Source organism: Streptomyces sp. NPDC001744 (assembly GCF_042892575.1).
Taxonomy (GTDB): domain Bacteria; phylum Actinomycetota; class Actinomycetes; order Streptomycetales; family Streptomycetaceae; genus Streptomyces.
In genome coordinates, this window is record NZ_JBIAUG010000006.1 from 167,360 (window position 1) to 180,691 (window position 13,332).

9 protein-coding genes are annotated in these 13,332 nt (G+C 73.0%); 6 read left to right on the forward strand and 3 right to left on the reverse strand.

Annotated elements, in window-relative coordinates; all coding sequences use genetic code 11:
• Window positions 1-20: 20 nt before the first annotated feature.
• From ACFYZY_RS10085 to ACFYZY_RS10095, 3 genes are all read left to right on the forward strand, one after another.
• Window positions 21-599 (forward strand): TerD family protein, encoded by a 579-nt coding sequence (locus ACFYZY_RS10085; protein ID WP_388691703.1) that lies wholly within the window; start codon window positions 21-23, stop codon window positions 597-599.
• A gap of 176 nt (window positions 600-775) precedes the next feature.
• Window positions 776-2,707, forward strand: a complete 1,932-nt coding sequence (locus ACFYZY_RS10090; protein ID WP_388691706.1) for a TerD family protein — start codon at window positions 776-778, stop codon at window positions 2,705-2,707.
• Between the two features lie 230 nt (window positions 2,708-2,937).
• Window positions 2,938-3,945, forward strand: a complete 1,008-nt coding sequence (locus tag ACFYZY_RS10095; protein WP_388691709.1) for a TerC/Alx family metal homeostasis membrane protein — start codon at window positions 2,938-2,940, stop codon at window positions 3,943-3,945.
• A gap of 72 nt (window positions 3,946-4,017) precedes the next feature.
• On the opposite strand, the gene ACFYZY_RS10100 is transcribed toward ACFYZY_RS10095, so the two are convergent.
• From ACFYZY_RS10100 to ACFYZY_RS10110, 3 genes are all read right to left on the reverse strand, one after another.
• Complete coding sequence (locus ACFYZY_RS10100; protein WP_388691712.1) at window positions 4,018-5,298, reverse strand: MFS transporter; 1,281 nt, start codon at window positions 5,296-5,298, stop codon at window positions 4,018-4,020.
• A 152-nt stretch (window positions 5,299-5,450) separates the two neighbouring features.
• Window positions 5,451-6,107: an MBL fold metallo-hydrolase gene (locus ACFYZY_RS10105; RefSeq protein ID WP_388691714.1), complete on the reverse strand. Its 657-nt coding sequence runs from the start codon at window positions 6,105-6,107 to the stop codon at window positions 5,451-5,453.
• Between the two features lie 9 nt (window positions 6,108-6,116).
• On the reverse strand, window positions 6,117-6,821 hold the full coding sequence (locus ACFYZY_RS10110; RefSeq protein ID WP_388691716.1) for a maleylpyruvate isomerase family mycothiol-dependent enzyme: 705 nt from the start codon (window positions 6,819-6,821) through the stop codon (window positions 6,117-6,119).
• Between the two features lie 169 nt (window positions 6,822-6,990).
• Here ACFYZY_RS10110 and uvrA point away from each other — a divergent pair, with 169 nt between their 5' ends.
• The 3 genes from uvrA (at window position 6,991) to uvrC (ending at window position 13,331) form a co-directional block, all read left to right on the forward strand.
• Entirely contained in the window at window positions 6,991-10,050 is a 3,060-nt protein-coding gene (uvrA, locus tag ACFYZY_RS10115) for an excinuclease ABC subunit UvrA (protein WP_388691719.1), read from the forward strand.
• Window positions 10,051-10,507: 457 nt separating this feature from the next.
• Complete coding sequence (locus ACFYZY_RS10120) at window positions 10,508-10,933, forward strand: Rieske (2Fe-2S) protein (RefSeq protein ID WP_388691721.1); 426 nt, start codon at window positions 10,508-10,510, stop codon at window positions 10,931-10,933.
• A gap of 247 nt (window positions 10,934-11,180) precedes the next feature.
• Entirely contained in the window at window positions 11,181-13,331 is a 2,151-nt protein-coding gene (gene uvrC, locus ACFYZY_RS10125) for an excinuclease ABC subunit UvrC (RefSeq protein ID WP_388691724.1), read from the forward strand.
• Window position 13,332: the final 1 nt, after the last annotated feature.

A 13,332-nucleotide genomic window follows, 5' to 3' on the forward strand; every position in this document is an offset into this window, starting at 1 on the left:
GCAACGAGAGGGGCAAGCGCGTGACCGTGAACATGACCAAGGGTCAGGCCATCAGCCTGGAGAAGAAGGGCGGGGGCAGCCTCACCCAGGTACGGATGGGCCTCGGCTGGCAGGCGGCGCCGCGTCGCGGTCTGTTCGGCTCGCGCACCCGTGAGATCGACCTGGACGCCTCGGCCGTCCTCTTCGCCGACAAGCAGCCGGTCGACGTGGTCTTCTTCCGGCACCTGGTCAGCGACGACGGCTCGGTCAAGCACACCGGCGACAACCTGGTGGGCGGTGCCGGACAGGGCGGCGACGACGAGGCGATCCTCGTGGACCTGGAGCGGGTGCCGGTCCACATCGACCAGATCGTCTTCACGGTGAACTCCTTCACCGGCCAGACGTTCCAGGAGGTGCAGAACGCCTTCTGCCGGATCGTCGACGAGACGAACGGGCAGGAGCTCGCGCGCTACACCCTCGACGGCGGCGGCAACTACACCGCGCAGATCATGGCGAAGGTGCACCGCTCCGGCTCCGGCTGGCAGATGACCGCCCTGGGCAACCCGGCCAACGGCCGCACCTTCCAGGACCTGATGCCGGCGATCCTGCCGCACCTGTAGACGGCCCGCGCACCCCGCACCCACAGCTCCCGGCGGCAGCGGTCGCCGGGAGCTGTCCCGCGTGAACCGCGCGGGAACCGCACGACCCGCCCGGCCCGCGGCCGGGGCGGGCGCGAACGATCCGTTGAACCACGCCGGGAAACTCCGCACCGGAGAACGCTGAGGGGACAGAGTCGATGACGGCCGAGCTGGTCCGGGGACAGAACCACCCCCTGCCCGACACCCGACTGGAGATCCTGGTGTCGGCCGGTCACCCGGTCCTCGCCGTGGCCACCCTCGGCGACGAGGAGGGCAGGATCCCCGGAGCGGAGTGGATCGCCCACCCTGGCGCGCCCTCGCTCCCCGGGGTCGACGTCCCCGGGGCGGCCGCCGCCGCCCACCGGATCGCCGTCGCCCTGGACGCGGTCCCCGGGACCGTCCACCGCGTCTCGGTCGTCCTGGCGCTGACCGGGCACGGCGCGGACCGCTTCGGAGCCGTCGCCGCCCCCTCCGTCGCCGTGAACGGTCCCGACGGCACCGGGATCGCCGGTTACACCGTCACCGGGCTCACCAGCGAGACCGCCGTCGTCGCCCTGGAGCTGTACCGCCGCCGGGACGCCTGGAAGGTCCGCGCCATGGGCCAGGGGTACGAGGGCGGTCTCGCCGCCCTCCTCGGCGACCAGGGCCTGGAGCGCCCCGCCGACGCGGCCGCGACGATCCTGGCGGCGGCCGTCACGGCTCCGGCCCCCTCGGCGACCGCCCCGCGGCCACGTGCCCCGGAGCCGGAGCGGGTGCTCCGCGCGACGCTCCCGGCCGACCAGGCCGTCCCGCCGCCCGCGCCCTCCTCCGCCCCGGACCCCGCGCCCCCGGCCGCCCCGCCCGTTCCGGCCCCGTCCGGCCCCGCCCCGGACGCGCGGGCGGCCGGCGGTCCCATCGACTACTCCCACCCCCGCCGCCGGCCCGCCGCCGCGCCGGAGCCGCCGCCGCAGGCCCCGCCCGTCCCGGTCGCCGGGGACGCCTCCGGCTGGTCCATGGACGAGCGCCTGTACAACCAGGTGTGGGGGATGTTCGAGGACCTGGCCCGTACCGCCGCCGCCTACCGCGGCGCCTGTGACTTCGCGGAGACCCGGCTCGACCGCGAGCTCGACCGGACGCTCTCCGACTACCGCTCCCGGACCGGGAGCGCGAACGACGCCGCCCGGGCCGCCGCCCGCGCCCGGCACGACGAACTCGTGGAGCGGGCCCGTGCGGTCCTGGACCGGGACCTCGCCCAGCTCGCGGCCGAGGCCGAGGTCGTCGAACCGGCCCTCCCGGTCGCCTACGCCCGCTGGGACAGCCCCGCCTGGCACGCCTACCGCGTTCCGGACGGGGAACCGATGGCCGTCCGTCTCGGCGACCTCCACCTGCCCGAGCGGACCGACCTGCGGATTCCCATGCTCGTCCGGCTCCCGCTGGAACGCGGACTGTGGGTGGACAGCGGCCGCGGCCACTCCGAGGCGGCCGGTCTCCTCGACGAGGCCGAACTGCGCCGGCTCGCCCTCGACAGCGCGGTCGCTCACGCGGCCCGGCTGCTCGCGGCGCACCCGGCGGGCGGCTTCGCCGTCCACGTCCTCGACGCCGCCGGGGCGGGCGCCGCGTCGCTCGCGCCGCTCGTGGAGTCGGGCGTCCTCGCCGCGCCGCCCGCCCGGGGCGCGGCCGGGGTCTCGGCGGTCCTGGAACAGCTCACCGAGCGGGTCGACCTGCTCCAGATGGCGCTGCGGGGCGGGATGCCCGACGCGCTGCCGCCCGGTCTGGACACGGCCCGGCACCTGCTGGTCGTGCACGACTTCCCGCACGGCTTCGACGACCGGGCGGTCACCCGGCTCCGGTACCTCGCCGACGAGGGCCCCTCGGTCGGCGTCCATCTGCTGGTCGTGGCGGACCGGGAGGACGCGGCCGCGTACGGGCCGCTGCTCGACCCGCTGTGGCGCTCGCTGCTGAGGCTGACGCCCGTCCCCGACGACCACCTCGCCGACCCGTGGGTGGGGCACGCCTGGTCGTACGAGCCGCCGGTCGTCCCGCCGGGCAGCGGGATCCTCCGGCAGGTCCTCGCCCAGGTGGCGGCCGGCCGTCATGGAAAGCGGCCCTGACCTGCGGTCTTGGTGGTCCTTTACCCTCCCCTTTACCTTTCCTTGGGTTTTCGGGTACCGTTCTTCGTGCGGAGGGGAGTACTCCCCAAGCGCGGCGTACCCGTCAATACGGACGGATCATCATCGATCCGATCCCGGGGCGTCGGCCCGGCGGCCCGTCCGCCGCCCGGGTGGAAGAGACCTCCGGCAGCGACGACGCTGATCAGTAGCCGTACGACGCCGGAGGCGCAATGGACGTTTCGACGACCCTGTGGGTCCTGACCATTCTCGGTCTGGGTGCCCTGATCGGAGCCGACTTCTTCATCGGGCGCAAGCCCCATGACGTGTCGGTCAAGGAAGCCGGTGTCTGGACCGTCGTCTGGATCGTGCTCGCCGCGCTCTTCGGCCTCGGGCTGCTGCTCTTCGGCAGCGGCCAGGCGGCCGGGGAGTTCTTCGCCGGCTACGTCACCGAGAAGTCGCTCAGCGTCGACAACCTCTTCGTCTTCGTCCTGATCATGGCGAAGTTCTCGGTCCCCTCGCACCTCCAGCAGCGCGTACTGCTCGTGGGCGTGCTGATCGCCCTGGTGCTCCGGGCGATCTTCATCGCGGCCGGCGCCGCGATCATCGCGAGCTTCTCCTGGGTCTTCTACCTCTTCGGCGCGTTCCTGATCTACACCGCCTGGAAGCTCATCCAGGAGGCGCGTTCCGACGAGGAGGAGGACGAGTTCGAGGAGAACCGCCTCCTCAAGAGCGTGGAGAAGAAGTTCGGCGTCGCCGACCGGTACCACGGCACCAAGCTCTTCATCCGTGCCAACGGCAAGCGGGTGCTGACCCCGCTGATGGTGGTCATGCTGGCCATCGGCACCACCGACATCCTCTTCGCCCTCGACTCCATCCCGGCGATCTTCGGTCTCACCCAGGACCCGTACATCGTCTTCACCGCCAACGCCTTCGCCCTCATGGGGCTGCGGCAGCTGTACTTCCTGATCGGCGGCCTGCTCAAGAAGCTGGTCCACCTCAGCTACGGCCTGTCGGTGATCCTCGGCTTCATCGGCGTCAAGCTGGTGCTGCACGCCCTGCACGAGTCCGGGGTCCACGTCCCGGAGATCTCCATCCCGGTCTCGCTCGCGGTCATCTGCGGTGTTCTGGTCATCACCACGATCACCAGCCTGATCGCCTCCAAGCGGCAGGCGGAGCGGGACGCGGCCGAGAGCGTGGCCGACGCCGACGGTGCCGAGAAGGACAGCATCGGCGCCTGACGCGGCATCCACGGCGGCGGCCGGCCCGGGACCCCCTCCCCGGCCGGCCGCCGCGCGTTTCCGGCGGACCCGTCAGGCGGGTGCGGCGGCCTCCTCGGCCCCGGCCCGCGACGGCAGCGTCTCCGGCAGCAGCGCGAAGCAGCCCAGACTGACGAGGGCCACCAGGGTCAGATAGGCCGCCACGCCCCACGGCGGGCCGGAACCGCCGGAGAGCGCGGTGGCGACGACCGGGGTCAGGGCGCCGCCCAGGACACCTCCGAGGTTGTAGCCGACGGCCGCGCCCGTGCAGCGCACCCGGGGTTCGTACAGCTCCGGGAGGTACGCGGCGACCACCGCGAACATCGTGATGAAGGCCAACAGCGCGCCCAGGAAGCCCAGGAACATCAGCACGGGCCGGGCGGAGTGCACCAAGGCCACCAGCGGGAACATCCAGAGGGCGCAGGCCGCGCACCCGGCCAGACAGAGCGTCCGCCGGCCCCAGCGGTCGGCGAGGAGCGCCACGAACGGGGTGGCCGCGCCCATGAGCGCCACCGCCGCCATGACGCAGCCGAGCATCGCCGCGCTGCTCACCCCGAGCCGTTCGGTGCCGTAGGCCAGGGACCAGGTGGAGACCGCGTAGAAGACGGCGTACCCGACCGCGAGGGCCCCCGCCGTCAGCAGCACGAGCCGCCCGTGCTCCCGGACGACCTCGACCAGCGGGGCGCCCGCCCGCCGCCCGGACGCGGACAGCTCCTCGAACTGCGGGGTCTCGGCCAGCGAGGAGCGCAGCAGCAGCCCGCCCGCCGCGAGCAGCCCCGCCGCCCAGAACGGCACCCGCCACCCCCAGGAACGGAACTCCGCGTCGCTCAGCCCGGTCGTGAGTGCCAGCATCACCCCGTTCGCCAGGAGGAAGCCGACCGCCGGGCCGATCTGCGGGAAGCTCGCCCACAGCGCGCGCCGGTGGGCGGGGGCGTGTTCGGCGGTGAGCAGCACCGCCCCGCCCCACTCGCCGCCCAGGCCGAGCCCCTGCAGGAAGCGGAGGACGAGCAGCAGCACGGGGGCGGCGATGCCGAGCGTGGCGTACGAGGGGACGCAGCCGACCGCGACCGTGGCGCAGCCGGTCAGGAGCAGCGAGGCGAAGAGGACCGGGCGTCTGCCGTACCGGTCGCCGACGTGGCCGAAGAGGACCGAGCCGAGCGGCCGGGCCACGAATCCGACGGCGAAGGTGCCGAAGGCCGCCAGGGTCCCGGCGAGCGGGGAGAAGGTGGGGAAGAAGAGCGGCCCCAGGACGAGGGCGGCGGCGGTCCCGTAGACGTAGAAGTCGAAGAACTCGACGGCGGTGCCGACGAGGGAGGCGCCGGCGAGCCGAACCATCGACGGAGGCGGCGGGGGAGACGGAGGCGAAGAGGGGCGCGACGGAGAGTGACGGCGGTGCATGCCGCAGCCCTACCCGGCGGTCACCCCGGCTACGGGGGCGTGCGGGAGCGCGCCGCTGTTCGGTCGCGCGCCCCGCGTCCGCCGGTGGATCACCAGCCGCGCTCGCGCCACTCCGGGAGACGGGGACGCTCGTCACCGAGCGTGGTGTCCCCGCCGTGGCCCGGATAGACCCAGGACTCGTCCGGGAGGACCGCGAAGAGCTTGGTCTCGACGTCGTGGAGCAGGCTCGCGAACGCCTTCGGGTCCTTGTGGGTGTTGCCCACGCCGCCGGGGAAGAGGCAGTCGCCGGTGAAGACGTGGGGATGGCCGTGCGGGTCGTCGTAGACGAGGACGATCGAGCCCGGGGTGTGCCCGACGAACCGGCGCGCGGTCAGTTCGACCCGGCCCACCCGCAGCGTGTCGCCGTCCTCGACGGGCACGTCGGTCGGGACCGGGATGCCCTCGGCGTCGTACGCGCCCGCGTAGGTGCGCGCGCCGGTCGCGGCGACCACCTCGGCCAGGGCCTGCCAGTGGTCGCCGTGCCGGTGGGTGGTGACGACGCCGGTGACGCCGTCGTCCCCGATCAGCGTGAGCAGGGTCCCGGCGTCGGCGGCCGCGTCGATCAGCAGCTGCTCGCCGGTCGCGCGGCAGCGCAGGAGGTACGCGTTGTTGTCCATCGGGCCGACCGCGACCTTCGAGATCATCAGGTCCGTCAGTTCGTGCACGTCCGCCGGGCCGCCGACCCTCACCGCTCCGCTGTACGTCATGCGCTCAGCCTATAGCGGGGGGAGGGAGGGGAGTCCGTCGCCGGAGAGCACGGTGAGGCGGGCGCCCTTGTCGCCGCGGCCGGACAGCCAGCCGAGCAGCTCGGGGCCGGTGCCCGCCAGGACCACGGGGGCGCCTTCGCCGCCACCGGTCCGCCAGGTGGTGGCGCCGGACGCGTCGTGGCCGAGGCGGAGCGTCACCGGGGGGACCTCCGGGCGGCCCGCCCAGCGGTCGGCCAGGAACGCGGTCTCCCGCAGGACGAACTCCTCCGGCAGGTCCTCCAGCTCGTAGCCGGCGCCCAGGTCGACGTGGTGCAGGTCCACCTCGGCCCAGCGGCGGAAGGGGACCCGGGCGGCGCTGTCGGTGACGCCGTTGCGCAGCTCGACCGTCCGGCCCCAGTCGGCGGGCTCCTCGCAGACGGCCCGCAGGCGGTCGGCGCTCTCGCGCACGTCGGCGAGCTGGACGTCGAGCGGCCGGCCGGCGTCGCGCTCGATGTCGGCGTCGCGGGTCGCGGCGTCCGGGTACATGGGACGCCCCCGGAGGACGTTCACCAGGGCGTCGGCGTTGCGGGCGACGTGCGCGAGGACGTGGCCGCGGGTCCAGCCGGGGAGCCGTGACGGCTCGGCCGTCGCGGCGTTGTCCCAGGAGGCGGCCGTGGCCAGGAGGCGGTCGGTCGCCTCACACAGGGAAACAAGATCACGCTCGTGGTCGATCATGGCGCCGACCTTAGCGAGCGCCCGCCGGGCCGGACCACTCGTTCGGGTGAAGAGGTCGGCGGAGCGCCAGAAATCGAATGTACGTGCTATAGGCTCGATGGAAGCATCCGTCCTCCTCGGTTGTTGGCATGTAGGCACATCCGCTCTCTCAAGAAAGGTGCGGACCGGCGTGGCCGACCGTCTCATCGTCCGTGGCGCTCGCGAGCACAACCTCAAGAACGTCTCCCTCGACCTCCCGCGTGACTCCCTCATCGTCTTCACCGGGCTGTCGGGGTCGGGCAAGTCCTCCCTCGCGTTCGACACGATCTTCGCCGAGGGGCAGCGCCGGTACGTCGAGTCGCTCTCCTCGTACGCCCGGCAGTTCCTCGGCCAGATGGACAAGCCGGACGTCGACTTCATCGAAGGTCTGTCGCCCGCCGTCTCCATCGACCAGAAGTCGACCTCGCGCAACCCGCGCTCGACGGTCGGCACCATCACGGAGGTCTACGACTACCTCCGCCTGCTTTTCGCGCGCATCGGCAAGCCGCACTGTCCCGAGTGCCGGCGCCCCATTTCGCGCCAGTCGCCGCAGGCCATCGTCGACAGGGTCCTGGAGCTCCCCGAGGGCAGCCGCTTCCAGGTGCTCTCCCCGCTCGTGCGCGAGCGCAAGGGCGAGTTCGTGGACCTCTTCGCCGACCTCCAGACCAAGGGCTACAGCCGCGCCCGGGTCGACGGCGCGACCGTGCAGCTCAGCGAGCCGCCGACGCTGAAGAAGCAGGAGAAGCACACCATCGAGGTGGTCGTCGACCGCCTCACGGTGAAGGACGGTGCCAAGCGCCGGCTCACCGACTCCGTCGAGACCGCGCTCGGCCTCTCCGGCGGCATGGTCGTGCTCGACTTCGTCGACCTCCCCGAGGACGACCCCGAGCGCGAGCGGATGTACTCGGAGCACCTCTACTGCCCGTACGACGACCTCTCCTTCGAGGAGCTGGAGCCGCGCTCCTTCTCCTTCAACTCGCCCTTCGGCGCCTGTCCCGACTGCACCGGCATCGGCACCCGCATGGAGGTCGACCCCGAGCTGGTCGTCCCCGACGAGGACAAGTCCCTCGACGAGGGCGCCATCCACCCCTGGTCGCACGGCCACACCAAGGAGTACTTCGGCCGGCTCATCGGCGGCCTCTCCCAGGCCCTCGGCTTCCGGACGGACATCCCCTACGCGGGACTGCCGCAGCGGGCCAAGAAGGCCCTGATGTACGGCCACAAGACCCAGGTCGAGGTCCGCTACCGGAACCGGTACGGGCGGGAGCGGGCGTACACCACGCCGGCCTTCGAGGGCGCCGTCCCCTTCGTCAAGCGGCGCCACACCGAGGCCGAGAGCGACTCCAGCCGCGAGCGCTTCGAGGGCTACATGCGCGAGGTGCCCTGCCCCACGTGCCGGGGCACCCGACTGAAGCCGATCGTCCTCGCGGTCACGGTCATGGACAAGTCCATCGCCGAGGTCTCGGCGATGTCCATCAGCGACTGCGCCGAGTTCCTGGCCCGCCTCACCCTCAACGACCGCGACAAGAAGATCGCCGAGCGGGTCCTCAAGGAGGTCAACGAGCGGCTGCGGTTCCTCGTGGACGTCGGCCTCGACTACCTCTCGCTCAACCGGGCCGCCGGCACGCTCTCCGGCGGCGAGGCGCAGCGCATCCGGCTCGCCACCCAGATCGGCTCCGGCCTGGTCGGCGTGCTGTACGTGCTGGACGAGCCCTCCATCGGCCTGCACCAGCGCGACAACCACCGGCTGATCGAGACCCTGGTGCGGCTCCGGGACATGGGCAACACGCTCATCGTGGTCGAGCACGACGAGGACACCATCAAGGTGGCGGACTGGGTCGTGGACATCGGCCCCGGCGCGGGCGAGCACGGCGGCAAGGTCGTCCACTCCGGTTCCCTGAAGGAGCTCCTCGACAACGAGGACTCGATGACCGGGCAGTACCTGTCCGGCCGCCGGGCGATCGCCACCCCGGACGTCCGCAGGCCGGTGGACCCCTCGCGCAGCCTCACCGTGCGCGGGGCCAAGGAGAACAACCTGCGGGACATCGACGTCTCCTTCCCGCTGGGCGTCCTCACCGCCGTCACCGGCGTCTCCGGTTCCGGCAAGTCGACCCTGGTCAACGACATCCTCTACACCCACCTGGCGCGCGAGCTGAACGGCGCCAAGTCGGTGCCCGGACGGCACACGCGCGTGGAGGGCGACGACCTCGTGGACAAGGTCGTGCACGTCGACCAGTCCCCGATCGGCCGCACCCCCCGGTCGAACCCGGCGACCTACACCGGTGTCTTCGACCACGTCCGCAGGCTCTTCGCCGAGACGATGGAGGCCAAGGTCCGGGGCTACCTGCCCGGCCGCTTCTCCTTCAACGTCAAGGGCGGCCGCTGCGAGAACTGCTCCGGCGACGGCACGATCAAGATCGAGATGAACTTCCTCCCGGACGTCTACGTCCCGTGCGAGGTCTGCCACGGCGACCGGTACAACCGGGAGACCCTGGAGGTCCACTACAAGGGCAAGTCCATCGCCGAGGTCCTGAACATGCCGATCGAGGAGGCCCTCGACTTCTTCGAGGCCGTCCCGACGATCGCCCGTCACCTGCGCACCCTCAACGAGGTCGGACTGGGCTACGTCCGCCTCGGCCAGTCGGCGCCGACGCTCTCCGGCGGTGAGGCGCAGCGCGTGAAGCTCGCCTCCGAGCTCCAGAAGCGTTCGACCGGCCGCACGGTCTACGTCCTGGACGAGCCGACCACCGGTCTGCACTTCGAGGACATCTCGAAGCTGATCAAGGTCCTCTCCGGCCTGGTCGACAAGGGCAACTCGGTGATCGTCATCGAGCACAACCTCGACGTCATCAAGACGGCGGACTGGGTCGTCGACATGGGCCCCGAAGGTGGCAGCGGCGGCGGCCTGGTGGTCGCCGAGGGCACTCCGGAGCAGGTCGCCTCGGTCCCGGCGAGCCACACCGGCAAGTTCCTCCGCGAGATCCTCGACGCCGACCGGGTCAGCGACGCGGGCGCGGCGGTGCCGGCGGCACGCGGGACGAAGAAGGCGGCGGCGAAGAGGACGGCGCCGAAGAAGGCGGCCGCCGAGGCCACCGCCACCGAGGCCGCGGCTCCCGCGAAGAGGACGGCCGTGAAGAAGGCGGCCGTGAAGAAGACGGCCGCCCCCAAGGCGGCCACGGCCAAGAAGGCGGCCCGCGGCTCCAAGGCCTGACGGCGGGGCGGGCGGGTTCCGCCGCGCCGGCGCCCCACGACGGAGCCCCCCGCCCGGAGGCGGGGGGCTCCGTCGTGCCCGGCCCTCCGCCCCGTGGCTCCATCGGTGTCGCGGGCGCCCGGGACCCGGGTGCCCGCGTACGGGACGGCCCGCCCGTGCCGCGGCCCTTCCCGGCCGCGCCACGGGCTCGCGCACGGCGCCCCGCGTTCCTCGGGGCTCGCGCACGGCGCCCCGCGTTCCTCGGGGCTTGCGCACGGCGCCCCGCCGTTCCCCGGGCCGCGCTCCGGTGCGCCCTGCCGTTCCCCGGGCCCGGCTCCGGTGCCCCCGCTGTTCCCCGGGCCCCGCCCCGGTGTGCCCCGCCCTTCCGCACCCCCGCGACGGCGGGGCCGCGTCCGCCGGTATCGTCGGTTCGGTCACCCCTGGGGTGTCTTGTCCCCGACCTCACCGTGGAGCGCCCATGTCCGGCCAGTCCAGCCGTCGCACCGTACTGAAAGGCGCCGCCCTCGCCGGTGCCGCCGGGCTGGGAGTCGCCGCCTGCTCCACCGAGTCCAAGCTCGGCCACGCCGAGGTGCCGACCCCGACCGCCCCGGTCTCCCTCGGCGCCCCGGACGAGGTGCCGGTCGGCGGCGCCAAGCTCTACCGCGAGCAGCGCCTCGTGGTGAGCTGCCCCGCCAAGGGCCGGTACAAGGCGTTCAGCGCCCAGTGCACCCACGCCGGCTGCGTCCTCGACAAGGTCGAGGGAAACGAGGGCAACTGCCCCTGCCACGGGAGCCGCTTCGACGTGACGACCGGCAAGGCGGTCCGGGGCCCGGCCACCGTCCCGCTCCCCGAGGTCCCCGTCCGGGTCGAGAACGGCACCCTGATCGCCGGCCCCGGGGCCTGACGGAGCCACCGCGGCCGCTCCCGGGCGCCGCCCCTCCCGGGCGCCGCCCCTCCCGGACGCCGCCCCTCCCGGACGCCGCCCCTCCCGGGCGGGCCGCCTCCCGGCACCCGCCCGCCCCCGGACACGAGACCCGTGTCCCCGGGCCCGGCCGCGCCCCCCACCGGTCCCGCTCCCGCCCCGGGAAGCGGCCCACCGGGCCGACGGGCGCGCCGCCGGGGTGTCGGTCCCCGCCAGTAGGGTGGGAAGCATGGCAGACCCCTCCAGCTACCGTCCCGAACCGGGTCAGATCCCCGACTCCCCGGGGGTCTACAAGTTCCGCGACGAGCACCGCCGGGTGATCTACGTCGGGAAGGCGAAGTCCCTGCGCCAGCGGCTGGCCAACTACTTCCAGCCGCTCACGAGCCTGCACCCGCGCACCGCCACCATGGTGACCACGGCCGCCTCCGTGGAGTGGACCGTCGTCTCCACCGAGGTCGAGGCGCTCCAGCTGGAGTACTCCTGGATCAAGGAGTTCGACCCCCGGTTCAACGTGAAGTACCGGGACGACAAGAGCTACCCGTACCTCGCGGTGACCATGAACGAGGAGTTCCCCCGCGTCCAGGTCATGCGCGGCCACAAGAAGAAGGGCGTGCGCTACTTCGGGCCGTACGCGCACGCGTGGGCGATCCGCGAGACCGTCGACCTCATGCTGCGGGTCTTCCCCGTCCGCACCTGCTCGGCCGGCGTCTTCCGGAACGCCGCCTCGGCCGGCCGGCCCTGCCTCCTCGGCTACATCGACAAGTGCTCGGCGCCCTGCGTCGGCCGGGTCACGCCCGAGGAGCACCGCGAACTGGCCGAGGAGTTCAGCGACTTCATGGCCGGCCGCACCGGTACGTACATCCGCCGCCTCGAGAAGCAGATGATGATCGCGGCCGAGGACATGGAGTACGAGAAGGCCGCCCGGCTCCGCGACGACGTGGGGGCCCTGCGCCGGGCCATGGAGAAGAACGCGGTCGTCCTCGCCGACGCCACCGACGCCGACCTCATCGCCCTCGCCGAGGACGAGCTGGAGGCCGCCGTCCAGATCTTCCACGTGCGCGGCGGACGCGTCCGGGGCCAGCGCGGCTGGGTCACCGACAAGGTCGAGGCCGTCGACACGGCCGGACTCGTCGAGCACGCCCTCCAGCAGCTGTACGGCGAGGAGACCGGCGAGGCGGTCCCCAAGGAGGTCCTGGTCCCGGCGCTCCCCGAGGACGCCGACGCCGTCTCCGCGTGGCTCTCCGGCCGCCGGGGCTCCCTCGTCTCGCTGCGCGTGCCGCAGCGCGGCGACAAGAGGTCCCTGATGGAGACCGTCGCCCGCAACGCCCAGCAGGCCCTCGTCCTGCACAAGACCAGGCGGGCCAGCGACCTCACCACCCGCTCCCGGGCCCTGGAGGAGATCGCCGGGGCCCTGGGCCTGGACTCGGCGCCGCTGCGGATCGAGTGCTTCGACATCTCCCACCTCCAGGGCGAGGACGTGGTGGCGTCCATGGTCGTCTTCGAGGACGGCCTGCCCCGCAAGAGCGAGTACCGCCGCTTCCAGATCAAGGGCTTCGAGGGGCAGGACGACGTCCGGTCCATGCACGAGGTGATCGGCCGCCGCTTCAGGCGCTACCTCGCCGAGAAGGAGCGCACGGGGGAGTGGGTCGACGGCGAGGTCCCGGCCGGGGACCCCGAGGACGACGGGCGGCCCAAGCGGTTCGCGTACCCGCCGCAGCTCGTCGTGGTCGACGGCGGGCAGCCCCAGGTGGCCGCCGCGCAGCGCGCCCTGGACGAGCTGGGCATCGACGACGTCGCGGTCTGCGGCCTCGCCAAGCGGCTGGAGGAGGTCTGGCTGCCCGGCGACGACGACCCGGTGGTGCTGCCCCGCTCCAGCGAGGGGCTCTACCTCCTCCAGCGGGTGCGCGACACCGCCCACGACTTCGCCATCCGCTACCAGCGCTCCAAGCGGAGCAAACGCATCCGTACGGGCCCCCTGGACGCCGTCCCCGGGCTCGGCGAGACCCGCAAGCAGGCGCTGATCAAGCACTTCGGCTCTGTCAAACGGCTCCGGCAGGCGACGATCGAGCAGATCTGCGAGGTTCCCGGCATGGGACGGAAGACCGCGGAGGCGGTCGTCGCGACCCTCGCCCGGACGGTCCCGGCCGCCCCCGCCGTCAACATGGCGACGGGCGAGATCCTGGAGGACGACGTGCCCTCCGCCGCGCTCCCCGGGGACGCGGCGGGGGCGACCATGGAGGACGACGGGCCCCCCGCCCCGCCCGCGCCCGCCGCGCACACGGCGGCAGGGGGGATCATGGAGGACGACGGGGACGGCGCGGCACGACCGCGCGCGAACGGCACCACGAGCACCACCGAGAAGACGGAGCAGGACACGTGAG